The organism is Bradyrhizobium sp. USDA 4510 (assembly GCF_054059095.1).
On sequence record NZ_JBSSBT010000001.1, the window covers coordinates 4,021,736 to 4,047,063 of the forward strand.

Annotated in this window: 27 protein-coding genes; 12 read left to right on the top strand and 15 right to left on the bottom strand. The window is 64.5% G+C overall.

Translation table 11 applies throughout. The features are described from left to right. Nucleotides 1-9: 9 nt before the first annotated feature. Together ACVMDN_RS18395 and ACVMDN_RS18400 are read right to left on the bottom strand one after the other, a co-directional pair. The gene (locus tag ACVMDN_RS18395) at nt 10-1,209 is read right to left on the bottom strand and encodes a CaiB/BaiF CoA transferase family protein (RefSeq protein WP_076825327.1); all 1,200 of its coding nucleotides are present in this window, start codon (nt 1,207-1,209) and stop codon (nt 10-12) included. Continuing rightward, nucleotides 1,199-2,200: an HpcH/HpaI aldolase/citrate lyase family protein gene (locus ACVMDN_RS18400; RefSeq protein ID WP_456835077.1), complete on the bottom strand. Its 1,002-nt coding sequence runs from the start codon at nt 2,198-2,200 to the stop codon at nt 1,199-1,201. Before ACVMDN_RS18400 ends, ACVMDN_RS18395 begins: the two co-directional genes overlap by 11 nt. A 156-nt stretch (nt 2,201-2,356) precedes the next feature. Between ACVMDN_RS18400 and ACVMDN_RS18405 the strand changes: the two genes are divergently transcribed. Continuing rightward, entirely contained in the window at nt 2,357-3,256 is a 900-nt protein-coding gene (locus tag ACVMDN_RS18405) for a LysR family transcriptional regulator (RefSeq protein ID WP_076825324.1), read from the top strand. Here ACVMDN_RS18405 and ACVMDN_RS18410 read toward each other — a convergent pair. The 3 genes from ACVMDN_RS18410 to ACVMDN_RS18420 form a co-directional block, all read right to left on the bottom strand. Further along, nucleotides 3,253-3,810 carry a flavin reductase family protein gene (locus tag ACVMDN_RS18410; RefSeq protein ID WP_076825322.1) on the bottom strand — a complete coding sequence of 186 codons (558 nt, stop codon included), beginning with the start codon at nt 3,808-3,810 and terminating at the stop codon, nt 3,253-3,255. The genes ACVMDN_RS18405 and ACVMDN_RS18410 overlap by 4 nt on opposite strands. A gap of 86 nt (nt 3,811-3,896) precedes the next feature. Further along, a complete protein-coding gene (locus ACVMDN_RS18415; RefSeq protein WP_256520413.1) occupies nt 3,897-4,025 on the bottom strand; it encodes a hypothetical protein in 129 nt (42 codons plus the stop codon). Continuing rightward, a complete protein-coding gene (locus ACVMDN_RS18420; protein WP_253590109.1) occupies nt 4,015-5,514 on the bottom strand; it encodes an NAD(P)H-hydrate dehydratase in 1,500 nt (499 codons plus the stop codon). The genes ACVMDN_RS18415 and ACVMDN_RS18420 overlap by 11 nt, the downstream gene beginning before the upstream one ends. Before the next feature lie 354 nt (nt 5,515-5,868). Between ACVMDN_RS18420 and ACVMDN_RS18425 the strand changes: the two genes are divergently transcribed. Both ACVMDN_RS18425 and glnA read left to right on the top strand, forming a co-directional pair. Further along, nucleotides 5,869-6,207 (top strand): P-II family nitrogen regulator, encoded by a 339-nt coding sequence (locus ACVMDN_RS18425; protein ID WP_011441447.1) that lies wholly within the window; start codon nt 5,869-5,871, stop codon nt 6,205-6,207. A 151-nt stretch (nt 6,208-6,358) separates the two neighbouring features. Continuing rightward, nucleotides 6,359-7,768 carry a type I glutamate--ammonia ligase gene (gene glnA, locus ACVMDN_RS18430; RefSeq protein ID WP_028333940.1) on the top strand — a complete coding sequence of 470 codons (1,410 nt, stop codon included), beginning with the start codon at nt 6,359-6,361 and terminating at the stop codon, nt 7,766-7,768. Between the two features lie 166 nt (nt 7,769-7,934). Here the strand turns inward: glnA and ACVMDN_RS18435 are convergent, their stop codons facing one another. Further along, nucleotides 7,935-8,198, bottom strand: coding sequence for a tautomerase family protein (locus ACVMDN_RS18435; protein WP_456835076.1), 264 nt, complete (start codon nt 8,196-8,198; stop codon nt 7,935-7,937). A gap of 152 nt (nt 8,199-8,350) precedes the next feature. Here ACVMDN_RS18435 and ACVMDN_RS18440 point away from each other — a divergent pair, with 152 nt between their 5' ends. Together ACVMDN_RS18440 and ACVMDN_RS18445 are read left to right on the top strand one after the other, a co-directional pair. After that, a complete protein-coding gene (locus ACVMDN_RS18440) occupies nt 8,351-9,328 on the top strand; it encodes a GlxA family transcriptional regulator (protein ID WP_076825317.1) in 978 nt (325 codons plus the stop codon). 185 nt (nt 9,329-9,513) lie between these two features. Beyond that, entirely contained in the window at nt 9,514-10,743 is a 1,230-nt protein-coding gene (locus tag ACVMDN_RS18445; protein WP_076825315.1) for an ABC transporter substrate-binding protein, read from the top strand. Nucleotides 10,744-11,017: 274 nt separating this feature from the next. Here ACVMDN_RS18445 and ACVMDN_RS18450 read toward each other — a convergent pair whose 3' ends face one another. From ACVMDN_RS18450 to ACVMDN_RS18460, 3 genes are all read right to left on the bottom strand, one after another. Then, a complete protein-coding gene (locus tag ACVMDN_RS18450; RefSeq protein WP_456835075.1) occupies nt 11,018-12,085 on the bottom strand; it encodes an ABC transporter substrate-binding protein in 1,068 nt (355 codons plus the stop codon). A 183-nt stretch (nt 12,086-12,268) separates the two neighbouring features. Beyond that, nucleotides 12,269-14,542: a PAS domain S-box protein gene (locus tag ACVMDN_RS18455; protein ID WP_456835074.1), complete on the bottom strand. Its 2,274-nt coding sequence runs from the start codon at nt 14,540-14,542 to the stop codon at nt 12,269-12,271. A gap of 126 nt (nt 14,543-14,668) precedes the next feature. Then, nucleotides 14,669-14,914 carry a hypothetical protein gene (locus ACVMDN_RS18460; RefSeq protein ID WP_456835073.1) on the bottom strand — a complete coding sequence of 82 codons (246 nt, stop codon included), beginning with the start codon at nt 14,912-14,914 and terminating at the stop codon, nt 14,669-14,671. Nucleotides 14,915-15,301: 387 nt separating this feature from the next. On the opposite strand from ACVMDN_RS18460, the gene ACVMDN_RS18465 reads away from it, so the two are divergent. The 4 genes from ACVMDN_RS18465 (at nt 15,302) to ACVMDN_RS18480 (ending at nt 17,665) form a co-directional block, all read left to right on the top strand. Beyond that, nucleotides 15,302-15,451 carry a hypothetical protein gene (locus ACVMDN_RS18465; protein ID WP_456835072.1) on the top strand — a complete coding sequence of 50 codons (150 nt, stop codon included), beginning with the start codon at nt 15,302-15,304 and terminating at the stop codon, nt 15,449-15,451. Nucleotides 15,452-15,517: 66 nt separating this feature from the next. Then, nucleotides 15,518-16,609, top strand: a complete 1,092-nt coding sequence (locus ACVMDN_RS18470; protein ID WP_069276043.1) for an IS5 family transposase — start codon at nt 15,518-15,520, stop codon at nt 16,607-16,609. After that, the gene (locus ACVMDN_RS18475) at nt 16,609-16,953 is read left to right on the top strand and encodes a hypothetical protein (RefSeq protein ID WP_057019377.1); all 345 of its coding nucleotides are present in this window, start codon (nt 16,609-16,611) and stop codon (nt 16,951-16,953) included. The genes ACVMDN_RS18470 and ACVMDN_RS18475 overlap by 1 nt, the downstream gene beginning before the upstream one ends. After that, nucleotides 16,916-17,665 (top strand): hypothetical protein, encoded by a 750-nt coding sequence (locus ACVMDN_RS18480; RefSeq protein ID WP_456835071.1) that lies wholly within the window; start codon nt 16,916-16,918, stop codon nt 17,663-17,665. The genes ACVMDN_RS18475 and ACVMDN_RS18480 overlap by 38 nt, the downstream gene beginning before the upstream one ends. A 592-nt stretch (nt 17,666-18,257) precedes the next feature. Here ACVMDN_RS18480 and ACVMDN_RS18485 read toward each other — a convergent pair. Then, the gene (locus ACVMDN_RS18485) at nt 18,258-19,028 is read right to left on the bottom strand and encodes a gamma-glutamyl-gamma-aminobutyrate hydrolase family protein (RefSeq protein ID WP_316397360.1); all 771 of its coding nucleotides are present in this window, start codon (nt 19,026-19,028) and stop codon (nt 18,258-18,260) included. A gap of 278 nt (nt 19,029-19,306) precedes the next feature. On the opposite strand from ACVMDN_RS18485, the gene ACVMDN_RS18490 reads away from it, so the two are divergent. After that, nucleotides 19,307-20,443 (top strand): AI-2E family transporter, encoded by a 1,137-nt coding sequence (locus ACVMDN_RS18490; RefSeq protein WP_316397359.1) that lies wholly within the window; start codon nt 19,307-19,309, stop codon nt 20,441-20,443. Between the two features lie 7 nt (nt 20,444-20,450). Here ACVMDN_RS18490 and ACVMDN_RS18495 read toward each other — a convergent pair whose 3' ends face one another. From ACVMDN_RS18495 to ACVMDN_RS18515, 5 genes are all read right to left on the bottom strand, one after another. After that, nucleotides 20,451-20,687, bottom strand: coding sequence for a hypothetical protein (locus ACVMDN_RS18495; protein WP_316397358.1), 237 nt, complete (start codon nt 20,685-20,687; stop codon nt 20,451-20,453). Between the two features lie 44 nt (nt 20,688-20,731). Then, nucleotides 20,732-21,949 carry a GGDEF domain-containing protein gene (locus tag ACVMDN_RS18500; protein ID WP_057020653.1) on the bottom strand — a complete coding sequence of 406 codons (1,218 nt, stop codon included), beginning with the start codon at nt 21,947-21,949 and terminating at the stop codon, nt 20,732-20,734. Between the two features lie 249 nt (nt 21,950-22,198). Next, nucleotides 22,199-22,675 carry a 30S ribosomal protein S9 gene (gene rpsI, locus ACVMDN_RS18505; RefSeq protein WP_028333930.1) on the bottom strand — a complete coding sequence of 159 codons (477 nt, stop codon included), beginning with the start codon at nt 22,673-22,675 and terminating at the stop codon, nt 22,199-22,201. Continuing rightward, complete coding sequence (rplM, locus tag ACVMDN_RS18510; protein WP_016840522.1) at nt 22,675-23,139, bottom strand: 50S ribosomal protein L13; 465 nt, start codon at nt 23,137-23,139, stop codon at nt 22,675-22,677. Before rplM ends, rpsI begins: the two co-directional genes overlap by 1 nt. Before the next feature lie 152 nt (nt 23,140-23,291). Beyond that, complete coding sequence (locus tag ACVMDN_RS18515; protein ID WP_057020654.1) at nt 23,292-23,720, bottom strand: PaaI family thioesterase; 429 nt, start codon at nt 23,718-23,720, stop codon at nt 23,292-23,294. A gap of 70 nt (nt 23,721-23,790) precedes the next feature. Between ACVMDN_RS18515 and ACVMDN_RS18520 the strand changes: the two genes are divergently transcribed. Together ACVMDN_RS18520 and ACVMDN_RS18525 are read left to right on the top strand one after the other, a co-directional pair. Continuing rightward, nucleotides 23,791-24,618, top strand: a complete 828-nt coding sequence (locus tag ACVMDN_RS18520; RefSeq protein ID WP_316397295.1) for an enoyl-CoA hydratase — start codon at nt 23,791-23,793, stop codon at nt 24,616-24,618. Between the two features lie 106 nt (nt 24,619-24,724). Continuing rightward, nucleotides 24,725-25,309, top strand: a complete 585-nt coding sequence (locus ACVMDN_RS18525) for a CoA-binding protein (RefSeq protein ID WP_057020656.1) — start codon at nt 24,725-24,727, stop codon at nt 25,307-25,309. Nucleotides 25,310-25,328 lie beyond the last annotated feature (19 nt).

Below are 25,328 nucleotides of genomic sequence, written 5' to 3' on the forward strand. Positions count from 1 at the left end.
TGGGGCATGTCAGATCACCCCGTCGCTGCGCAGCGCGGCGAGCGCCGCCGCGGTTGCGCCGGCAAGTGAGGTCAGGACTTCGTCGGTGTGCGCGCCGAGCGCGACGCCGGCATGCTTGAACTGCGGCGGCGTGCGCGACATTTTTGGGATCGCGCTCGGCACCGCAATCGGCCCGGCGCGCGAGGGCACCTCGGCGATGTTGCCGCGGGCGCGGTACTGCGGGTCGGCGAAGATGTCACTGATGCTGTAGATCGGCCCGCAGGGCACGTCGTAGCGCTCGCACTCGGCAAGCGCCGTCTCCAGCGGCTTGGAGCCGATCCAGTCGGCGACCATCCCGTTAACCTCCTCGCGCCGCGCCAGGCGGCCGGCCATGGCCGCATAGCGCGGGTCGGTCGCGAGTTCGGGGCGCTGCATCGCCTGCGCCAGGCGCTCGAACATCTTGTCGCTCGAACAGGCCAGCGCCACCCATTTGCCGTCGGCGGTCTGGTAATGGCTGTGCGGCACGACATTGACGGTGTCGGCACCGAGGCGTTCGCGGACGAAACCGGTCTTGGCGAACACAGTCGCCATCTCGTCGAGCAGCCGAAACACCGATTCATAGAGCCCGATATCGACCACCTGCCCGTGTCCGGTGGCTTCGGCATGGCGCAGCGCCAGCAGCACGCCGAGGGCGCCCCATAGCCCGGAAATGTAATCGGCGAGCGAGGTCGATCCCGGCATCACCGGCGCCCGTCCCGCCTCGCCGGCAAGATAAGCGAGCCCGCTGAAGCCGTGCGCGATCCGGGCAAAGCCCGGCTTGTCACGCAAGGGGCCGTCCTGCCCATAGGCGCTGATGCGCAGCATCACGAGTTTTGGGTTGATCTCGCGTAGCGCCTCGAAGCCGAGCCCCCATTTCTCCAGCGTGCCAGGCCGGAAGTTCTCCAGCACCACGTCGGATTGGCGGACCAGCTCGCGAAACAGCGCGGCGCCACGCTCGCTGCGCAGATCGAGCGTCACCGACTTCTTGTTGCGGGCCTCGCTGAGCCAGACATAGGTGTCGCCGCATTCGCTCGGCGTGCCGAACCGGCGCAAGGGATCGCCTGTGCCCGGCTGCTCGATCTTGATCACCTCGGCGCCGAAGTCGGACAGCACTGTCCCGCAGAACGGCGCCGCCACGAAGGTCGCGATGTCGAGCACGCGAATTCCGGCCAGCGGTGGCTCATGCGACATCGCGCGCTCCCTGCCTGCCCGCCGCCAGAATTGCGTCATGGCGGTCGATGATCGCCTGCGCGCGCTTGAGCACCGCAAGATCGATCAGCACGCCGTCCTGCCCGAAAGCGCCGTCGCCGCCGGCGCTGGCGGACTGGATCTTGGCCGTGATCTCGCGCGCCCAGCCGATCTCACGTGCGGTCGGCGAGAACACCTCGTTGGCGGTCTCGAGCTGCGAGGGATGGATCGCCCATTTGCCCTCGAAGCCGAGCGCGGCCGCTCGCGCCGCGCTGGCGCGAAAACCTGCGGCATCGCCGAAATTGGCAAAGGGGCCGTCGATCGCACGCAGGCCGTGGGCGCGGCAGGCATTGGCGATGCGGGCGAGCGCGAAGTGCCACTGGTCGTTCCAGTGCATCCGGCGCGCGCCGCCCTCGTCCGCATCGGTGAGCACGGCATAGCGCGGATCGGAGGCGCCGATGATCTCGCCGCAGGTACGCAGGTCGATCGAGTAATCGCCGATGCCGAGGATAACCGCTTCCAACCGCTCCGACGCCTGCACGATGTCCTCGACATTGGCGAGCCCGAGCGTGGTCTCGATCAGGATCTCGATGCCCAGCGGCCTTGCGCGCGGGAACTCGCGCTCGAGCCCCGTCAGCAGCGCCTCGACGAAACGGACGTCGAATGCGGTGCCGACCTTCGGCACCATGACGAGGTCGAGGCGCGGCGCGCGGCTGACGATCTCGATGATGTCGCGATGCGCCCATTCGGTGTCGAGGCCATTGATGCGCACCGCCAGCGTCTTGTTGCCCCAGTCGATCCGGTTCAGCGCCTCGATCGCGATCTCGCGCGCCTCGGGCTTTCGCGGCGGCGCAACCGCGTCCTCCAGATCCAGGAAGATGAAATCGGCCGCGCTACTCGCTGCGCGTTCGAAGAAATGGGTCGAGGTCGCGGGAACCGCGAGTTCGGAACGCTGGACGCGGCGCGTGCGCGGCTTGGTGACGGTGAAGGACATCGGAGCGTCTTTTCTGGAGCATCTTTTCTGCATCGCGCCGCAGGATCGTCTCCCGGGGCCAATGCAATCATGCTAGATGTCCGACACTGATCTTTCTAACGAGATTATCTTAAGAACTGTTCAGTTCTCCGGAACAATCGTCTGCAGGGCAAAACGATGTCGCAGATCAATTTCAAGCTGCTGCACATGTTCATCGCGGTCGCCGAGAACAAGAGCTTTCGCCAGGCCTCCGAGCAGCTCAACCGCTCGCAATCCGCGGTCAGCATGCAGATCAAGCTGCTGGAGGACCAGGTCGGCGCCGCGCTGTTTCATCGCACGACGCGGCGCGTCGAGCTGACCGCGGAGGGACTGCAACTGCTGACGCATGCGCGGCGCGCGCTCGGCGAATGGGAGAACGGCCTGCGCGAGATCCGTGAGGTCATCGACATCCAGCGCGGCACGCTGTCGCTGGCCTGCGTCCCGACCATTGCCGCGACCATTCTGCCGCAGGCGCTGCATGCCTTCCAGGCGAGCTATCCCGGCATCAACATCAATCTGCGCGAGCTTGCGGCCGAGGACATGCTGGACTGCCTGCGCCGGCGCGAGGCGGATTTCGGCATCGGACCGGAGACGGAGGGCTCGACCGAGTTTCAGTTCGCGCCGCTGTTCAACGACCCGATCTATGCGCTGGCGACAAGAGCGTTTCCGTTTCGCAAGCGCAGCGCTGTCGACCTCACCGAACTGTCCGCCTATCCGATCCTGCTCAACTCAAAATCGGCGGCGCTGCGCTCGATGCTGGAGCGCGCGCTCGCCACGCGCAATCTGCAGATGAAGATCAAGTTCGAGGTCGAGCACAGCTACACGCTGGCCGCGCTGGCCGGCGCCGGTCTCGGCGTCGGCATCCTGCCGAAGGTCGCCTTGCCGCGGCCGGTCAGGAAGACGATGCAGGCGCTACCGATCGTCAATCCGACGCTGGAGCGCACCGTCTGCATCGTCTCGTTGCGCGGACAATCGTTCTCGCCGGCTGCCGGCGCGCTGACATCGGTGATTCACAAATTCCTCAAGCCGCGCCCTTAGGTCCGCCGGGCCAACCCGCAGAACGCGCCACCAAAATAGATCAGCGGCGTCTCCCCCTCACGCAGATGCATCGCGCGGACCGCGCCGACGAAGATCGAATGCGTGTCGTGCGCATGCTCGTCGATCAGCTCGCAGTCGAGCCCGATCAGCGCATCCTTAAGGATCGGCGCGCCCGTGGCCAGCGACAGCCAGCCGTCGGCGCCGGAAAAGCGATCGTCCCGCTCGATGCCGCGGCGGCCGGCGAACACATTGGCCAGCTCGGCCTGGTCGGCGTGCAGCATGTTGACGCCGAACGCAGCGGTGCGCCGGATCAGGCCATGCGCGCTCGCCGAGCGGTTGACGCAGGCGATCAGCCGCGGCGGCGCGTCCGACAGCGAACAGACCGACGTCGCCGTCATCCCCGTCCTGTCGCCCGGCCCGCCCGCCGACAGGATCGTCACCGCGCCGGCGTGGTGGCGCATCGCCGCGCGATAGGACGCGGGGTCGACGCTCCCGTGAGCCGGAGCGGCGGCGGTCCGTGAAGCGGTCGAAAGCAGGCTGGTCGGTGCGTTCATCTGACTGTTCCGGGCGAGAGGCGACGGTTTCGAATCGTATAGGCCAGCTCGACCGATCGCAGAAACGCAAATATCTAACCAGTTGTTCAGATCATCCGATCAATGCCGTCGGGCGTGTGCAGGCCGGCGAGCCACGGCAGCGCCTGATCGAATGCCGCGCGATGCGCGCGCGCGGCGACATCCATGTCGGCCAGCACCAGCCGCCTAATACTCAATCCCGAACTCGTCATAAAGGCGGCGGAACACGGCGGGCAGCACTTCGGTGAGATCTTCGGCGATCAGGCCGGGGCCCGCCTCGCTCGCGCTCTCGCCGTGCATCCAGACGCCGATGCTGGCGGCCTCGAAGGCCGCGGCGCCCTGCGCCAGGAAACCCGCGATGATGCCCGACAGCACGTCGCCGGCGCCGGCGGTGGCGAGCCAGGGCGGCGCATTGGCGGCGACGGTGGCGCGGCCGTCGGGAGACGCGATCACCGTGTCGGCGCCTTTCAGCAGCACCACCGCGCCGGACCGCTCGGCCGCCGCGCGCACGCGCTCGAGCTTGGAGCGGCCGGGATGCTTGTTGGAAATATCGCTGAACAGCCGCGGAAACTCGCCCTCATGCGGCGTCAGCACCACCTGCTGACCGTCGCTAGCCTTGATCGCCTCGAACAGCCGGTCCGGCGCGCCGGCAAAGCTGGTCAGCGCGTCGGCGTCGAGCACCAGATGCCGCTGCGCCGACAGCGCGGTGTGGACGAAGTCACGGGTCCGCGCGCTGACCCCGGCGCCCGGACCGATCACGCAGGCATTGAGGCGCTTGTCGCCAAGCAGCTCGGCGAACTGGATCGGGTTGTCGACCGCGCGCACCATCACCGCGGTCAGCGCCGCAGCGTTGACGGCAAGCGCGTCACGCGGCGAGGCCAGCGTCACGAGGCCGGCGCCGGCGCGCAGCGCCGCGCGCGCGGCGAGCCGTGCCGCCCCGGTCGAGGCGAGATCGCCCGACACCACGACGGCGTGCCCCCGCGCGTATTTGTGGCCGTCGATCCGCGGTACCGGAAACGACCATCGCCAGGCCTCCGGCGCATTCTCCGCGGTCAGCGGCTTGATCTCGTCGAGCACCTGCGCGGCGATACCGATGTCGGCGACGCGCACCCGGCCGCAATACATCCGGCCCGGCAGCAACAGATGCGCGGGCTTCTTGCGGAAGAAGGTGACGGTCTCGGTGGCCTGCACGGCCGCGCCCATCACCGCGCCCGATGTGCCGTTGATGCCGCTCGGCAGGTCGACCGCCAGCACCGGCGTACCGTTGGCATTGATCGCGGCGATCATCTCCAGCGGATCGCCCTTTACCGGCCGGTTGAGGCCGGCACCGAACAGCGCGTCGACGATCAGCGCCGGCTTGCCGAGCGCCTGCGGGTTAAACGGCAGCACCGGATATTTCCAGCCCTTCGCCGCCAGCGCCGCGTCGCCTTGCAGGCTGTCGCGCTCGCAGAGCAGGATCACCGAGACCTCGCGGCCGCGCGCGGCAAGCTCGGCGGCAGCGACAAAGCCGTCGCCGCCATTGTTGCCGCGGCCGGCGACCACCACGATCGGCCCCTCCTCGACCAGGTCCATCGCGGCTTCCGCGACGGCCTGGCCCGCGCTCATCATCAGCGCGAAGCCCGGCGTTCCGGCTGCGATGGTCAGCCGGTCAGCGCGCTCCATCTCGGTCGTGGTCAGAACGTCCATGCCGAATCCTCAATCGCTTCGCCTTTTCGAGAGGCAATTCCTGTGACGTTCGCGGGGTTTCTACTGGCCGACTGCATACGGATTGATCTATTTGCCTATTTGTTAGGCTTGGATATCATAGCCCATGTGGTTCGATATCAGCCGATTGCCTGTTAAAAGGCTGATAACATTCTGAAATCGGGGACCTTAACAACTTGGCATAGACCCTGCTTTTGAGGAAGCCGCGCGCAAGGCCGCTTCATGCGACCATTGCGCGTGTTTCCGGCCACCGGCCGGAAGCCTTAAGACCAACCAGACTGCGCCCCACGCGCATCGAACTCGACCCTGCAATCTGCAATGCCCGGGAGGCGCTCAGTGAAGAAGATTGAAGCCATCATCAAGCCCTTCAAGCTCGACGAGGTGAAAGAAGCGCTCCAGGAAGTCGGACTGCAAGGCATCACCGTCACCGAGGCCAAGGGATTTGGCCGCCAGAAGGGCCATGCCGAACTCTATCGCGGTGCGGAATACATCGTCGACTTCCTGCCCAAGGTGAAGATCGAGATCGTGATCGGCGACGACCTGGTCGAGAAGGCGATCGACGCGATCCGCCGCGCGGCGCAGACCGGCCGGATCGGTGACGGCAAGATCTTCGTCTCCAACATCGAGGAAGCCATCCGCATCCGGACCGGAGAATCCGGGCTGGACGCTATTTAAGGGCGGTGCTATCCGGATTTTCCGACGACCAAAGAGAAAAAAGGCTGCTTCGGCAGCCTGATTTCGTTTGTGTAGTCACACGAACTCGCCAAAAGCGGGAATAACGTCGCTCTCCGCTGGAAACCGACCCGCACATCCATAAGGGGTATTCATGAAGACCGCCAAAGACGTCCTGAAATCGATCAAGGACAACGACGTCAAATACGTCGACCTGCGCTTCACCGATCCGCGCGGCAAGTGGCAGCACGTCACCTTCGACGTCAGCATGATCGACGATGACATCTTCGCCGAGGGAACGATGTTCGACGGCTCGTCGATCGCCGGCTGGAAGGCGATCAATGAATCCGACATGTGCCTGATGCCCGACCCGGTCACCGCGACGATCGACCCGTTCTTCGCCGAGACCACCATGGTCATCACGTGCGACGTGCTCGAGCCGACCACCGGCGAGCCCTACAACCGCGACCCCCGCGGCATCGCCAAGAAGGCCGAGGCGATGGTGAAGTCGATGGGCGTGGGCGACACCGTGTTCGTCGGCCCCGAGGCCGAGTTCTTCGTGTTCGACGACGTGCGCTATTCGGCCGAACCCTACAACACCGGCTTCCGCCTCGACTCCTCCGAGCTGCCGATCAACTCGGCGACCGAATATGAGGGCGGCAACCTCGGCCACCGCATCCGCACCAAGGCCGGCTACTTCCCGGTGCCGCCGCAGGACTCGGTGCAGGACATGCGCTCCGAGATGCTCGGCGCGATGGCCAAGATGGGCGTCAAGGTCGAAAAGCATCACCACGAGGTGGCCTCGGCCCAGCACGAGCTCGGCATGAAGTTCGACACGCTGACGCTGATGGCCGACCATATGCAGATCTACAAGTACTGCATCCACCAGGTCGCCCACATCTACGGCAAGACCGCCACCTTCATGCCAAAGCCGGTCTACGGCGACAACGGCTCGGGCATGCACGTGCATCAGTCCATCTGGAAGGACGGCAAGCCGACCTTCGCCGGCAACAAATACGCCGACCTGTCGGAGACCTGCCTGCACTACATCGGCGGCGTCATCAAGCACGCCAAGGCGATCAATGCGTTCACCAACCCGTCGACCAACTCCTACAAGCGTCTGGTGCCGGGCTATGAAGCCCCCGTGCTGCTCGCCTATTCCGCGCGCAACCGCTCGGCGGCCTGCCGCATCCCCTACACCGCGAACCCGAAGGCCAAGCGCGTCGAGGTGCGTTTCCCCGACCCGATGGCCAACCCCTATCTCGGCTTCGCCGCGATGCTGATGGCCGGTCTTGACGGCATCAAGAACAAGATCGATCCGGGTCCGGCGATGGACAAGGACCTCTACGATCTGCCGAAGGAAGAGCTGAAGCAGATCCCGACCGTCTGCGGCTCGCTCCGCGAGGCGCTCGAGAGCCTCGACAAGGACCGCGCGTTCCTCAAGAACGGCGGCGTGTTCGACGACGACTTCATCGACGCCTATATCGAGCTGAAGATGACCGAGGTCGCGCGTTTCGAAATGACCCCGCACCCGGTGGAATTCGAGATGTACTACTCGCTGTAAATCTTACGGCACCGACGACAAGCGAAAGGCGCTTCCACCGGAAGCGCCTTTTGTTTTTGGGTGAGAACGGTGCGTAGGATGGGTAGAGCGAAGCGAAACCCATCGCACCGGTGCAAGCCTTGCGATGATGGGTTTCGCTTCGCTCTACCCATCCTACGCAGGGCAGTTACACCTTCGCCTTGGCGAGCCGCCGTCCGCCGGCGTCGAGCGCGCCGAAGGTGCCGGCGATCATGTCCGGCGTCGGAATCATGCCGCCGAGCGACCAGCTCGCCGGCTCGCCCTCCTCGATCTTGGCCCAGACGTTGCGGCGGAAGTCCGGGTTACCCTGCGCCTCGATCTCGACCATGAGGTCGGTGACGCGCTCCAGCAGCGCCTGCTTCTGCGCGACATCGAAGATGCCGCGGACGGTGGAAATGGTGACGTAAGGCATGGTCTCTCTCCATTGCTGAGGGTGTGACAACGCAGCGAAGATGGACCGGCGCGGCCAAATCAGGCAGTGGCCGATCGGACAGAGATCGGGCAATATCTGCCACCGCCCGATTGCGCTGATCGGCTAGCATGACGGCAAATTCCGGAGGTCCCATGAAGCTTGCGATCCTCGCGCTGGAAGGCTGCATGCAATCGGCGGTCGCCGGCATCGCCGACATCCTCACCCTCGCCAACCACGTGATGCAGCTGCGCGGCGGCAAGGCGCGCTTCAGCTGGCAGACGCTCTCGCTCGACGGCAAGGCGGTGCGCGCCGGCGGCGGCAAGTTGCTCGCCGTCGATGGTGCGGTGGGCAGGCGGACGGCGTGCGACGCGATCATCGTGCCGGGCAGCCTGGTCGATCATCTCACCGCCGAGCGCCTGCAACCGCAATATGACCGTGCCGGCGCCTGGCTGCGCCAGCAGCATGCCAGCGGCCGGCTGATCGGCGCATTCTGCAGCGGCGTGCTGCTGCTCGCCAATGCCGGCCTGCTCGACGGTCGCCGCGCCACCATCACGTGGTGGCTGCAGAGCGAGCTGCGTCGCCGCCATCCCAAGGTTGATCTCGCCGGTGATGCCGTGATCACGCAGGCCGATCGCCTGGTCTGCGCCGCTGGCCCGATGTCGTGGGTCGATCTGTTGCTGCGGCTGATCGAGCTCGTCGAAGGCGCGGAGGTCGCAAAGGTTTGCGCCGACTATGCGGTGATCGACACCGCGCAGCGCACCCAGGCGATCTTCATGCCGCTCGGCTACATGCTCGGCCAGGACCCGCTGCTGATCAAGGCGGACATGCTGGTGCGCCGCACCGGCAAGACCCCGATCACGGTGCGCGGCCTCGCGCATGCGCTCGGCCTCAGCGAACGCACACTGAACCGCCGCTTCCGCGAACTGACCCACGAGCCGCCGCAGGCCTTCATCATGCGCCGCCGCGTCGAGCACGCCCGCACGCTATTGGAAACAACGGCGCAGCCGATCAAGGCGATCGCCCGCGCCACCGGCTATGAGGACGAGAGCAGCTTTCGAAAGGCCTTCCGCAAGCTCACGCTGACATCGCCGCAGGCCTATCGCGCGCAACGATCGATGCGCGCGGCCTGATCGCGGGAAGCCCCGGAAGACTACGGTCAGCAACGCTGACGAACCTGATGACGTGATGCGAACCGCACACAAGGTTGTGTTTCCGGGATCGACAACGCCTGGGCTCGGGTGTTCACTGCCGGCAAGGACCCGAAAGCGGCTTCCGATAAAACACACATTCATTTTTCTGCATGGGGAGAAACGAGATGTCTTTCGTCGCTCGACGAATGGCGGCGCTTTCGACCGCCATCACCATTCTCGCTGTCTGTGCTGGCAGCGCATTCGCCCAGAAGAAATACGACACCGGCGTAACCGATACCGAAATCAAGATCGGCAACATCATGCCCTATAGCGGGCCGGCATCCGCCTACGGCACCAGCGGCCGGGCCCAGGCGGCCTATTTCCGCAAGATCAACGCCGAGGGCGGCATCAATGGCCGCAAGATCAACTTCATCTCCTATGACGACAGCTACAGTCCGCCGAAGACGGTCGAGCAGGCGCGCAAGCTGGTCGAAGGCGACGAGGTCTTGCTGATCTTCGCCTCTCTCGGCACGGCATCCAACGGCGCGATTCAGAAATACATGAACGTGAAGAAGGTGCCGCAGCTGTTCATTCAGACCGGTGCCACCAAGTGGAACGATCCGCAAAGCTTCCCATGGACCATGGGCTGGCAGCCCAGTTATCAGAGCGAGGGACGGATCTACGCCAAGCACATCCTGAAGGAAAAGCCGGGCGGCAGGATCGCGGTCCTCTACCAGAACGACGATTACGGAAAGGACTATCTCAAGGGCCTGAAGGACGGCCTCGGCGACAAGGCGGCGTCGATGATCGTGATCGAGGATGCGTATGAGGTGGCCGAGCCGACGATCGACACGCACATCGTCAAGATGAAATCGATGAATGCCGACGTATTCGTCGACATCGCCACACCGAAATTCGCGGCGCAGGCCATCAAGAAGGCGGCCGAGATCGGTTGGAAACCGCTGCACATCCTCAACTCGGTAGGTTCCTCGCTCGGCGCCGTGATCCAGCCTGCCGGCTTCGAGAACGCACAAGGCATCATCTCGGTGGCCTACCTGATGGATCCGCTCGATCCGCAATGGAAGGACGATCCCGGCATGAAGGCGTTCGACGAATATCTCTCCAAATATTTCCCCGAAGGCAATCGGGCCGACAGCCTGATTGTGACAGGGTACAATGCGGCTCAGACGCTGGTTCAGGTGCTTAAGCAGTGCGGCGACGATCTCACGCGCGCCAACGTCATGAAGCAGGCCGCCAACCTGAAGGCCTTCCGCACCACCAACCTGCTGCCCGGCATCACAATGAACACCAGCCCGATCGATTTCGCGCCGATCAAGCAGATGCAGCTCAGACGACTCAAGGGCGAGCGATGGGAGCTGTTCGGGCCGATGCTCAGCGCGGAAGTGGGAGGTTAGCCGACCGCAGCCCCTCACTGCGCCGCCCGGCGGTCCGAGCGTTATCCGCGTCATTGCGAGGAGTTCGCGACAAAATTGCAAAGCAATTTTGCGCTGAATCGGCGAAGCAATCCACCTCTCCGCGTATCCGGAAAGATGGATTGCTTCGCTTCGCTCGCAATGACGCTAGTAGCCTTGGATCTGTAGGATGGGTAGAGCGCAGCGAAACCCATCATCTCGCCCCCTGAACAAGCGATGGGTTTCGCTTCGCTCTACCCATCCTACGGAGCTTGACCTACACCCGGAACAGCTTCGCGTACCTCGCCTTGATCTCCTCCGACTGCACCTGCACCTGGGCCGGATCGGCCTTGAGCATTTTCAGTTTGTCGAGTGGCACGTGCCCGGCCTTCTCCTTCACCTTGGCGTGGAACGAGCGGTGCGCGAATTCGTCGGCCAGCATCTGCTGCGTCTCGGCGCTGAAGAAGTAGCTCTGGAACAGCCGCGCCGCATTCGGGTTCGGCGCGTTCTTGAAGATGCCGCTCGGGACGATGATCAGCGGCGCGCCCTCGGCGGGATAGACCACCTCGACCGGCTTGCCCTGATCCTTGGCCAGCACGAGGTTGTAGTCGTTGCCATCGGCCATCACCGCGCGCTCGCCGAGCAGAATCTTCTTCGGCGGATCGGCCGCCGACTGCACCTGCATCACGCGCTGCTGCGACAGCTTCTCCAGATACGGCCAGCCGAGGTCGCGCGCCAGCACGAAGGTCGCGGTCATGATCGCGCCGGAATAGCTCGGGTGGCCCTTGACGATTTTGCCGCGCCACTTGGGATCGATCAGGTCGGCGTAGCTCTTCGGCGCCTCCTCGCGCTTCACCTGCTCGGTGTTGTAGCCGATTACCTCGAACCAGGCGCAGGATGTCGCCGAGGTGCCGTCGGGATCGATCTGGTCGGCCGGAAAATGCCTGGCGACGTCCTCCGGCACATAGGCCGCGAGCCAGTCGTTCTTCTTCCAGTCGAGGTAATGCGCGGGATCGGTGGAATTGGCGACGTCGACGGCGTTGATGCCGCTGCCCTGCTCCTGTGCGATGCGCTGGAAGATACGCTCCGCGCCCGAGCGCTCGACGCGGACGCTGATCCCGGGATATTTCTGCTCGAAGTCACGCGCGAGACGCTCGGCCGTGTTCAGCTCCAGCGCGCTGTAGAACGAGATCTTGCCTTCCTTCTTGGCGGCTGCGATCAGCTCCGGCGTCACGGCTTCCGCCGGCGGCGCCGCCGCGCGCAGCGGCTCCGCGAATACCATGCCGGCGGCGGTGGCCGCCGTCACCTTGAGCCAGTCGCGCCTCGACCATTTGCGGTCCTGCATTCCATACTCCCTGAAATCGGGCCGTTGACCGGCTGTGCCTTCGTCGCGGGAGCTTAGCGCGTAGGATGGGTAGAGCGAAGCGAAACCCATCAAATAGCGGCCGCATCAGGGATGATGGGTTTCGCGCAGTTTATCATCGGGCCGCGCGTTGCGGACCCGTTGGCATCCAGGTCACGCCACGGTCTACGTTTTCGCGGGCGGATTCTCGCGCAGGAAGCGTTCGAGATCGGGCTGCACGGAATAAGGCTGCGGAACCGGATCGCCCTGAAAGTCGACCTGAAGATCAAGGCAGCGCCGCAGCATCCGCGCCAGTTCGCCGCGCCGATAGGGTTTGGTCAGCAGCGGAATGCCGTGGCCGCCACGCCCCTGCTGTGCGGGCAGCACGCCGTCGCTGTAGCCCGAGGTGAACAGCACCCGCAATGCCGGGCGCCCGGCCATCAGAGTCTCCGCCAATTGCCGGCCGTTCATGCTGCCGGGCATCACGATATCGGTGAACAGAAGGTCGAACGCGGTGCCGCGTTTGACGATTTCGAGCGCAGCGTCCGCGTTCGCCGCGACCAGCACGTTGTAGCCGAGGCTTTCGAGCTGGCCCGTGACATAGTCCCGGATCGTAGGGTCGTCCTCCACGCACAGGACCGTCTCGTGGCCGCCCCTGACGGGCAGATCGTCCTCCTCCACCGCGCGCTGCGCGGTACCGTCGGCCTTCGGCAGATAGATCCTGAAGATGGTGCCGCGCCCCTGCTCGCTCTTGACCTCGATGCCGCCGCCGCTTTGCTTGACGAAGCCGAACACCATGCTGAGCCCGAGCCCGGCGCCCTGCCCGACCTCCTTGGTGGAAAAGAACGGATCGAAGATCTTCTCCAGATGCGTCGGCGAAATGCCGGTGCCGGTATCGGTCACCTCGATCACGAGATGATCGCCGGCGCGCTCGACGCCGCACGCCACGGCGTCGGGAATCCCGAGCTGGATGTTGCGGGTCGCAAAGCTCAGCGTGCCGCCGTCAGGCATGGCATCGCGCGCATTGATGGCGAGATTGACCAGCGCAGCACCAAGCTGGCTGCGGTCGACGAAGGCGAGCCAGGCGTTGCGGCCGAGCTCCGTCCTGATCTCGGTCTGCGAACCGAGCGTCTGCGACAGCAGCCGGACCACCTCGCCGACCAGGTCGTTGACGTCGGTCTCGCCGGGCTGCAGCGGTTGCTTGCGCGCGAATGCCAGGAGGCTCGAGGTGAGCTGCGCGCCGCGATCGGCGGCATCGCTGATCAGCTTGGCGATTGCGGCGAGTTGCGGGTTGTCCTTGACGCCGTCGGCGAGGATCTCGATCGTGCCGGTGATCACGGTCAGCATGTTGTTGAAGTCGTGCGCGATGCCGCCGGTCAGCCGCCCCAGCGATTCCGACTTCTGCGCCTGGATCAACTGCTCCTCGGCGATCCGGCGCTGGCTGACGTCCCTGACAAAGGAATTGATGATCCAGCCGTCACCGCGGCGCAGCGCGTTGAGGGACACCTCGACATAGAACCGGTGACCGTCGCGGTGCAGGCACGCCGTTTCATAGCGCATGCCCATGCCGCCGGCCGCGGTCTCCTGCAGGAAGCGGGTGATCCGCTGCCGGTGCGCGAGGCGCAGCTCCTCCGGAAACACCAGTTCGACCACCCGATAACCGACCGCCTCGGAGCGCGTCCAGCCGGTCAGCACCTCGGCCTGCGGGCTCCAGTCGAGAATGACGCCGTCCTGGTCGGTCTGGACGAAGGCGTCGAGCGCGGTCCTGACGATGGCTTGCGCCATCTGCTCGCTCTCGACCAGCGCCTGGTGTGCCCGACGCTGCGCGGTGACGTCGTGCAGTACGGCGACCGCGCCCCGCAGATTGCCGGTATCGTCGCGCAGCGGCCGCGCGTTGACGACAAGGAAGACGGCCGGTTGCGGCGGTTGCGGTTTGACGATCAGCTCGAAATCGTCGACGTCATCGCCGCGCAGCGCACGCGCCATCGGCGTGTCCGGGATCGGCATCACGGTGGTGCCGTCGGCATAATAGTTCTGGAAGGTGCGAACGCCGGTCAGGGTATCAAAACCGGGTTCGACACTATACAGCCGTCGCGCCGCGGCGTTGACGATCACGATCATCCCGTGCTCGTCGGCGACCACCACCGGATCGCGGATGCTCTCGACGGTCTTCTCCAGCAGGTGCTGCCTGCTGCCCAGCTGCGCCGACAATTCGGCAAGCGTCGCCGCGAGCTGAGCGGTCTCGCGGTCATCGCTTGAGCCGAGCGAGACCTGCTGGCCGCGCGACAACGCCTCCGCCGCCCGCACCAGCTGAGCGGGCGTCCTGGACAGCGATCTCGCAATCACCTCAGCCGTCATCAATACCACCGCAACCGCGCCACCCGCGAGCAGAACGCCCGGCCAGGTTACGCCATGGATGAAGCCCAGCGCGAGCAGGAGCGCGGCGACGGGAAACAACATCCCCATCGCCAGACGGCCCGACAAATTCATCCCGACCAACCCCTCGTGTCGGCTGCACCCGAAAATGGAAAAGGAAAAGCAGTATTCGGAAAGGGTCGTCGGCGCCGGAGCAAATATCCCTGTTGCTTAGCCGAGTCCGGCGCCGCAATCCGCCACTTTCGTATCCGTATTAGTACGGAGGAAGGCCGATTCCGGCGCACGCGCAATACCGGAAGTATAGCTGCGACCTGTCGACCAGCGGTACATCTCGCCGGCAGCACAACTCAACATACCGAGAATTTGCAGGAGGGCCCCGGAGTACATGTTTGGCGCCGTGGTCAGCCGTCGGCCGAACGCGCCAGGCGGGATGCCGACATGGTCGCTCGCCAACATGGACCACTCCCGCGTTTCTGGGTCCAGCCCAGCCCTCGCCGGCGCTTGGCGACGCTCTCAACGCCGACTTACGACACCTCGAAGTAACGTGCCTCGGCTGCGAGACGCATCGTGAGGCGGCCGAACAGGACCTCGATCCACGAGCTCGAGCGCCCCGTGGCAAGCGGTGTTCCCGATTGCGGACGAACAATATCTCGGCCAAAATCGTCGGGACAGTTCAGGAAGGATGAGCTTACAAAAAGAGAGACGATGTGACGTGCAGGCCGCATCCTCATCCCTCGTAGGCTTAAGCTGCAAATACCGATCTGGGTCCCGTTGAATGTTAGCGCGCCGAAGAGCGGATCTGCTCTCAAGGCGGGTGACCTTGCATTTGCTACGGAGCACAAAATGGATTCCATGCTGAATGACAGGGTCGCGGAAGGGCGGCTCGTGAGCTTGGAAGAGCAGCTTTCGAACCTCGCGCGCGAAGCAGGAGTCAGCCCTTCCGGCCCGCCGACCGGCAAGAAAGCGCTTCACGCGCCGCTAGCAGGCTGTTGAAAAAAGGCGGTCGCCGCCGACCGAGGATCATGATTCATTGGCTCCGACGAGATTCGGAGATGGTGCGTGCGCGGCGGCGACAATCGAACGGGCGAGCTGTTCAGCTACGTCGACCTGGAAGCAAGGGTGCGGCGTGATCATCCGCTGCGAGGGATCCGGACGATCGTGAACGAGGCGCTGGCGGCGCTGGAGCACGAGTTCGCCGCCCTTTATTCGCCGATTGGACGGCCGTCGATCCCGCCGGAGAAGCTGCTGCGGGCGATGCTGTTGCAGGCGTTTTATTCGATCCGCTCGGAGCGACTTCTGATGGAGCGGTTGGAATATGATTTGCTGTTCCGCTGGTTCGTCGGAATCGGCGTCGACGATGCAGCCTGGGACCATTCGGTATTCTCGAAGAACCGCGACCGGCTTCTGGAAGGCGACATCGCGGCGAAGTTCCTTGCGGCGGTGCTGGCGCAGCCCAGGGTGAAGAAGCTTCTGTCGAGCGATCACTTCTCGGTCGACGGCACGCTGATCGAGGCCTGGGCCTCGATGAAGAGCGTCAAACCGAAGGATAGCTCCGGCGAGCCGCCGGCCCAAGGCGGCGGGCGCAATGCTGAAGCGAACTTCCATGGCCAGAAGCGCTCCAACGACACCCATGCTTCGACCACCGATCCGGAGGCCAGGCTCTACCGCAAGGGGAAAGGCAAGGAGACGAAGCTGTGCTTCATCGGGCACGGGCTGATGGAGAACCGCCACGGCTTGCTGGTCGACGCCTGCCTGACGCAGGCCGGTGGGCATGCCGAACGGGTGGCCGCGCTGCACATGATCGAGCCTCGTGCCGATCGACCGACAGCGATCACGCTTGGTGCCGACAAAGCCTACGATGCAGAAGACTTCGTCAACGAGCTGCGCTCGATGAACGTGACGCCGCATGTTGCGCAGAATACCGGCGGCCGTAGCTCTGCGATCGACGGGCGTACGACCCGGCACGGCGGTTATGCTGTCAGCCAGCGCATCCGCAAGCGGATTGAGGAGGCATTCGGCTGGATCAAGACGGTCGCCGGGCAAGAGAAGACCAGATTCCGTGGCCGTGATCGGGTCGGATGGGCCTTTACCTTCGCTGCGGCCGCCTACAATCTGGTGCGGCTGCCCAAGTTGATCGCGGAGACCGGTTGATGGCCAAGGTGCCCGGCTTTGCCAAGGCCTTTGCCGGCCGCTGGCGCATCGTCGAAATGGACAACTGGGACAGCGACTTCCTCGATCTTGTCGGAGAGGCGCATCTCACCTTCCGTGGCAAGTCCGATGGCGAAATAGCGTTTGGGGCTCTCAAGGGCTTCCTGGATGCTCGCTACGGCACCCGCGACGGATCGGCCTGCGCCGAGTTCTCATGGGAGGGGCACGACGAGAATGATCCGTCCTGTGGTCGCGGATGGGCCATGATCGGCACTGCGGGCAGGCTCGTTGGCCACTTCTACATCCACAATGGCGACGATTCAGCCTTCGTTTGCGAACGCGGCTGAGTTCTTCAACGGCCTGCTAGAAGCGGTTCATCGATTGGCGGATTGGCGCCACCTGGCCATTGTCGGTTCCGTGCTGGCAGCATGCATTGGTGGCGCTGCTTGGTGGTGGTCGTCACCCAGCGATACGGCGATGGTGGCCTCCCCTGGCCACTCCTCACCTCCTGCGCAAACCCCGTCGAAGGACGCCGCGCCGAAAGACGTTGCGCCGACTGCCGCCGCACTTTCTTCCGACTTGGCGCAGCAGCTTCAACCGATGGCGCGCGATCTCGCTGCCTTGAGGCAAGCGGTCGAACAGCTTGAGGCGAGGCAAGAACAATTGGTCCGCGACCATAAAAATGTCGCAAGCCAACTCGAGGCGAGCCAAGCAGAAATGGCACGCAGCAAAGATATCATCGACCAGATCAAGGCGACCCAGGATCAGTTGGCTCGCGAAAGCGAGACGGTCACCGAGCGGCTCAACGCAAGCCAGGACCAGCTGGCCGGTGTCATTGCCAACGCCGCAGAGCCGAAGGTGAGCCCCGAACAGCCAAAGGTAAGCCCCGAACAGCCAAAGGTAAGCCCCGAACAGCCAACGGTAGCCCCGGAAATACCACTGCCGCGTCCGCGGCCGTCGACCGATGTTGCCCAGGCGCGCAAACCGGCGCCAACCCCGACGCGGCCGCACGCCACCAGCAAACCGCAACCGCCGGCATGGCCATGGTCAGTGCGCTAATGCCGTGACGTGCTGCTTCCTGCGTGCCGTCGACGAACTCAGGACGTCACGAACGCAAAGTGTGTTGTCCCCGCAACGTCTCAAGAGTTCCGTTGAGCATCGCACCTGTTGGGACTTCACTGTGTGGCAAATTCCCCGTTTAATAAAGGCGGACCTGAGGCAAAGATTTTACCACCAAGACGTTCATTTAAGATCAGGTTCAAGAGGCCGCTGACCAGCGCCAGCGGCCTCTTCGTGTTGCTTCATTGATCGCAAAGTGCAGGTATCGGCCGTTGCCGCTAGGAACGATCTACTCGCCTGCCGCTCGGCTCCCATCGATTGGCCAAGGAAAGCCCCGCGTCTTTCATGGCTTCCCGAACCGAGGTTCGACAAACCGACCCGACGGACAGGCGACGCCACACCTTTGGTGTCGTCCCTGCGAAGGCAGGGATCCATAACCACCGACGGTCCTTGTTGAGCAGTGCCGCAACGACGAGTCCCCCTCCACAACAACCGCCGCGGAGCATGGGTCCCTGCCTTCGTAGGGACGACAGCGCGTTTTTCGGAGACGACGTCGTGATTAACGCGCAGGGACGGTGGGGGTGAAACCGTCCTACGCCGCCCGCCGCCGTTCGCGCAGCGCGTCGCCGAAGGCTTCGAACAGGGCGCGGTTGATCGGATTGCGCTGCGGATCGTATTCGGCGTGCCACTGCACACCCAGCGCAAAACCCGGCGCATCGGCGATGCGGATCGCCTCGATGGTGCCGTCCTCGGCGATGCCCTCGATCACGACGCGCTTGCCGGGCTCGAGGATGCCCTGGCCGTGCAGCGAATTGACTCGAATGGTCTCCCGGCCGAGGATTTTTGCGAACGCGCCGCCCGGCGTCAGCGCGACGTCATGACGGTCGGCGAACACAACGGTCGGGTCAGGATGGATCTCGCCGTTCTCCAGCCGCGGCATCCGGTGGTTCATGCGGCCCGGAATCTCGCGGATCTCCGGATGCAGCGAGCCGCCGAAGGCGACGTTCATCTCCTGCAGGCCGCGGCAGATACCGAAGATCGGCACACCGCGCGCGACGCAGGCTTCCGACAGCGCCAGCGCAACGTCGTCGCGGTGGATGTCGTAGGGCTCGTGGGCGGCGCAAGGTTCGGAATTGAAGCGGGTCGGATGAACATTGGCGCGGGCCCCGGTCAGCACCACGCCGTCGACCACGTCGAGCAAGGCACTGACCTCGGTGATTTCGGGGCTGCCGGCGAACATCAGCGGCACCGCGCCCGACACCTCGGCAACCGCGCGAAGGTTGCGCTCCCCGACCATCTGGACTGTGAAACGATTTTCGATGCGATGGGCGTTTCCGATCACGCCGACCACGGGCCGTCTCATTATTGAAGTCTCGCGCAATGATTCTTCTAAGTTTGCGACGTTGCGGAGACGATCATGCCTTCGAGTTCCCGCCGGATCAACTGTCTATATCTGCACAGGGGGGCTTGCAGTCCTGCACAGATTCGCGCCCCTCGGGACCCAAAGCCGGCCAGATGCCCACCGATCGCGCCCGGCCCCGCACCCCGTCAGCGGCGAACCGGCACGGCCCCGCCAGCTTGATCCCGGCGGGGTTTTCGCCAAAGACTGCTCGAAACACCGTCGCGAAGGGGGAATCACCCGTGACAGACTCGGCTGACAATCGCCTGAAGGCCCGCAACGACTTGGCATGGGCGATCGCCGTCGGCGGCATCGGCGTGGTGCTGTTCGCTGCCCTGCTGACCTTCGCCTGGCATTTTGCCGCGACCTTGTTCCTGCTGTTCGCTGGCATGCTGCTCGGGGTCGCCCTCAATGCCATGACCACCCTGCTCGGCCGGCTGACCAAGCTGCCCCACGCGTTGCGGCTTGCGATCGTCTGCCTGGCGATGGCCGGGCTGCTGTCCGGCATCGTGTTCCTCGGCGGCACCACGATCGCGCAGCAGGCCACGGTGCTGAGCAACACGATCAAATCGCAGCTCGGCAGCGTCAAGGACTTCCTCGAACAGCACGGGGTCGACACCAGCTATCTCGATTTCACCAATGCCGCGGGCGAGGCAAAGGGCGAAGGCACCGCCGTGACGACGACGACAACGACGCCCCCATCGTCGCAGTCCCATGGCATCCCCGGCGCCGGCGCGCTGGCCTCAAGCGGCGGCGCCATCATCAGCCAGACGCTGAAGGTGCTACTCGGCACCGTCAGCGTCGTCGGCAACTTCTTCATCGTGCTGTTTCTCGGGCTCGCCTTCGCGGCCCAGCCCAGCATCTACCGCGCCGGGCTGTTGTTCATCGCGCCGGTCAAGTACCGCGCGCAGGCGACCATCATCGTCGACCGCATCGGCGAGACACTGGAGCGCTGGCTGATCGCGCAGATCATCACGATGACGGCGGTATTCCTCGTCACCTGGATCGGGCTTGCCATCATCGGCATTCCGAGCTCGTTCATCCTCGGCATCCAGGCCGGCCTGCTCGCCTTCATTCCGACGGTCGGCGCGATCCTCGGCGGGCTGATCGTGGTGCTCGCGAGCCTTGCGACCGGATGGATCGCGGCGCTGTCGGCCTTCATCCTGTTCCTCGGCGTCCACGCGCTGGAAAGCTACGTGCTGACGCCGATCATCCAGCGCCAGGCGCTCGACATCCCGCCGGCCACGCTGTTCGCGTTCCAGATCCTGCTCGGCGTCGTGTTCGGCATCTGGGGGCTGGCGCTGGCGCTGCCGCTGATGGCGATCGCCAAGGTGATGATCGACCACTTCAAGACGGAGGATCCGGCGCGGGCCGCGTGACCGCACGTCAGGAGAGCAGCAGCACCGTTCCCGCGACCATCAGCATCACGCCGGCCAGCATCACCATCGGCCAGCGACTCTTCGGCGGCTGGTATCGCCCCTGCGCGCGCCGTTCGGCGATCAGCGCGGTCTCGTATTCATGCGAGTCCGAGAACAGGCAGGCGAAACCGCTGCGCGCCGAAACCGCGGCGGCTTCGAGCGACATCAGGGCTGACTGCGGATTGCGGGTGCGGATCGACTCCATGCCCGAAAGCATGGGATCGAATGGTTAACCACTCGTTACCACACTCATGCCCGGACGCTCGCCGGCTTTTGCCGCGCCGAAGCCGGCAGGCCCGCGGTCTTGCGCCGCCAGTTCTCCAGCGAGAGCGGCAATTCCTCCGCTGCCTCGACGCGGTTGCGGCCGCCGCGCTTGGCCTGGTAGAGCGCGGTGTCGGCCGAGGCCAACAGCACCTCGAGCTCGGTGCCGGCGGGACCGCCTGCGACGCCGATGCTGACCGTGGTGTCGACCGCGCCTTCCTCGCAGGTGATGTTGCTGTTCTCGAAGGCTTCGCGCACGCGCTCGGCGACCAGCACACCCTCCTCCAGCGAGCACGGCAGCAGCGCCGCGAATTCCTCGCCGCCGATCCGGCCCGACAGATCGCTGATCCTGAGGCTGTTGACCACGACAGCGGAGAACAGCTTCAGGATCTCGTCACCCGCGGGATGGCCGAAGCGGTCGTTGATTGACTTGAAGTGATCGATGTCGAAGATCATCACGGTGACCGGCCGGCCGGCAATGGACTCGCGCTCGATCACCCGCGCGCAGGCCTCGGTGAAGCCGCGGCGGTTGAGCATGCCGCTCAGGGGGTCGATCGACGCGGCCGTCTTATGCACGGCCACCGCGCGGTCCGACACCATCATGAAGATCACGAACACCGTGCCGATCGCGTACAGCACGAGTTCGATCGAAAACAGCGTGACCCAAAAGCTGGAGACGAAATTCTGGCCGTTCAATCGCAGCAGGTCGCCGACCAGGATCGGCAGCATCAGGACGCAACCGTGCGCGACCGGGATGACGATCGCAAGCCAGCGCCGTTGCATCGCGCGGCGGCGCTCGCTCCACAGTTCTGATGCGGTCAGCGCGGCGTAGATCGCGACGATCCCGGCACCGATCGTCAGGCGCATCGCGGGATCCTCAACCGTCGTCACCGCCCCGATCCATGCGATCGGGCCGAGCACGAGGCCCAGCAAATTGGCCTTGCGGCCGTGGAAAATGCGCGCCGCATTCCAGACCAGGCCGCAGGCGGCGAATCCGATCGCATTGAGGCCCAGCAGAACCATCGGATCGAGCGTCGAACTACCGACCGTCCAGACCGCGACCGAGGCCGCGCCGAGCAGATAGGCGGTGCCCCACCATTTCAGCGCGGAAATGTTCTCCTGCCTGCCGAACAACCACAGCATGGCGCCGAGCATGCCCGCGACCATGGTGGCGAACAAATAAAGTGTCGATGGATCGAACGACATAAACTCACCCCAGCCCGGTGTGATGCAACGTTCGCAGGCGCAAATGAATACGGTGATGCAGCGCCATTGCGAGCCCGCAAGCTAGAAGGTGCGAGTTCCAATTTCGTTTGCACGCACACGCAAGTTTTCATGAAAAACTGCGCTAATTCGCGCCGAAGCATCGCCGGTCGGACGCAGCAAAAAGGGCGCCTCGCGGCGCCCTCTGCAACTCGATGCCCGCGGCAATTGCCGCGAATTTTAGAACTCGAATTAGCGCTTCGAGAACTGGAAGGACTTGCGGGCCTTCGCCTTGCCGTACTTCTTGCGCTCGACCGAGCGGCTGTCGCGGGTCAGGAAGCCGCCCTTCTTGAGGACGCCGCGCAGCTCGGGCTCGAAGTTGGTGAGCGCCTTCGAGATGCCGTGGCGGACAGCACCGGCCTGGCCGGAGAGACCGCCGCCGGCGACGGTGCAGATCACGTCGTACTGGCCGTTACGGGCGGCAGCGACCAGCGGCTGCTGGATCATCATGCGCAGCACCGGGCGGGCGAAGTAGACTTCGAACTCGCGGGTGTTGACCGAGATCTTGCCGGAGCCCGGCTTGACCCAGACGCGGGCGACCGCGTCCTTGCGCTTGCCGGTGGCGTAAGCGCGGTTGTACTTGTCGACCTTCTTGACGTATTTCGGCGCGTCGGGAGCGGCCGGCTTGACCTGCGAGAGCTGGTCGAGGGACTGCAACGTATCGGACATTATGCGGCCCTCGTGTTCTTGCGATTCAGGGAAGCGATATCGACCTTCTCGGGGCTCTGCGCTTCATGCGGATGATCGGCACCCGGATAGACGCGCAGATTGCCCATCTGCATGCGGCCGAGCGGACCACGCGGGATCATGCGCTCGATCGCCTTCTCGACGACGCGCTCGGGGAAGCGACCCTCGAGGATCTGCTTCGCGGTGCGCTCCTTGATGCCACCGATGAAGCCGGTGTGCTTGTAGTAGGTCTTCTGGTCGCGCTTGCGACCGGTCAGCACCACATGCGCGGCGTTGACGATGATGACGTTGTCGCCGCAATCGACATGTGGGGTGTAGGTGGGCAGGTGTTTGCCGCGCAGGCGCATCGCGACGAGCGTGGCGAGACGACCGACGACCAGACCCTTGGCGTCGATCACGACCCACTTCTTCGTCACTTCGGCGGGCTTGGCCGAGAACGTGCTCATGTGTGAAATCCGTGAAAAAGAAATCGGCGCCGTATGCGCCGAACTGGCAGCTTTCTAGAGAAGCCGCGATCGCGCGTCAACGCCCATGTGCTCAAATTACATCAGAAAAAACAATGGCTTGCAATTATGGTGCAATAATACCGTAGAAAAGCCTATTGATTTGGAATGGAATAGGTCGCCGTGACATGGGCGATGGGATCGGGAGACGAGCCGGACAGCAGGTTGACCTCGCCGACCGCGAGCCGCTTGCCGAGCTTGAGCAGCCTCGCCACCGCAAGTACGTCCTGCCCCGGCTGACCCTTGCGCAGGAAGTTGATGTTGAGGTTGGTGGTCACGGCAAGGCCAACCGGCCCGATCGCCGACAGTAGCACCACGTACATCGCGAAATCCGCCAGCCCCATCAGGGTCGGCCCGGACACCGTACCGCCCGGCCGCAGCATGCGCTCGCTGAAGCGCTGGCGCAGCAGGGCGGTCTCGCCGTCGGCGCTTTCGATCCGGACATCGTCGTAGACGAACGCCTGCGGGAATTCCCTCCGCAGGAACTCCTCCACGTCAGCCACGCTCATTTTCGCAGTCGCCATGCCGTCCCTGCCCTCGCTTCAGCCTGCCTGTTACATTAAGTTGTCACAGAGACCAAAGTGGAATTTCACCATGTCCGCCCAAGCCGCCCGCGCCGAAGCGCCGCAACACCAGCCGATCCTGCTGCGCGAGACCGTCGGCAGTATCGCGCTACTGACGCTCAATCGCCCCGGAGCGCGCAACAGCCTCTCCGAGGGCCTGATCGCCGAGCTGCACGCCGCCCTGAACGATGTCGGCGGCGACAAGCGCATCCGCGCCGTCGTGCTCGCCGCCAAAGGCCCGGCGTTCTGCGCCGGCCACGACCTCAAGGAGCTTACCGCGCGCCGTAGCGATGCCGACCGCGGCCGCGCCTATTTCGCGCAAATCATGAACGCCTGCAGCGCGATGATGCAGGCCATCGTGCGCCTTCCGAAGCCGGTGGTCGCATCCGTCCAGGGCATCGCCACCGCGGCCGGCTGCCAGCTCGTCGCAAGTTGCGACCTCGCGGTCGCCTCCGAAGCGGCGGCGTTCGCGACGCCGGGCGTCGACATCGGGCTGTTCTGCTCGACGCCGATGGTGGCGCTGTCGCGCAACGTGCCGCGCAAACAGGCCATGGAGATGCTGCTGACCGGAGAGCCGGTCTCGGCGGCAACGGCGCAGAGCATCGGCCTCGTCAACCGCGTGGTATCCGCTGGCACCGAACGCGACGCCGCGATCGCGCTGGCCGAGAAGGTCGCGCTGAAATCGGCCTACACCGTCAAGCTCGGCAAGGAAGCGTTCTATCGCCAGGCCGAGATGAACCTCGCCGATGCCTATCGCTTCGCCGCCGAGGTGATGACCGAAAACATGATGGCGCGCGACGCCGAGGAAGGCATCGGTGCCTTCATCGAGAAGCGCGATCCGAAGTGGCAGGACAAGTGACGACCTGAGGTCGTCATTCCGGGATGGTGCATTAGCACCAGACCCGGAATCTCGAGATTCCGGGTTCTCGCTGCGCGGGCCCCGGAATGACAAACCCGGAAGAAAAATGAATCACGACGCCTACGACGACAACTACATCCGCAGCATTCTGAACAACGTCAAGACCATCGCGATGGTCGGCGCCTCGCCGGTCAATGTGCGGCCGAGCTATTTCGCGTTCAAATATCTGGCGCAGCGCGGCTACGACATGATCCCGGTCAACCCCGGCCATGTCGGCAAGACGCTGATGGGCAAGCCGTTCGTCGCCTCGCTTGCGGACATCGATCGGCCGATCGACATGATCGACATCTTCCGCAACTCAAGCCACATCATGCCCGTGGTCGAGGAGGCGCTGAAATTGTCGACGCCGCCGAAGGTGATCTGGATGCAGCTTGGCGCGCGCGACGATGCCGCTGCCGAGAAGGCGGAAGCCGCGGGCCTCAAGGTGGTGATGAACCGTTGCCCGAAGATCGAGTATGGCCGGCTGTCGTCGGAGATCTCGTGGATGGGCGTCAACTCGCGCACGCTGAGCTCCAAGCGTGCGCCGATCCCGACGCAGGGCATGCGGCTGTCGCTCAATCGCACGAGCTTCGGCGGCGGACAGACCGCGGCGTCCGACCGCGCGGCAAAGAACAAGACCGAGACGACCTGACATCGCAGCGGAATAATCG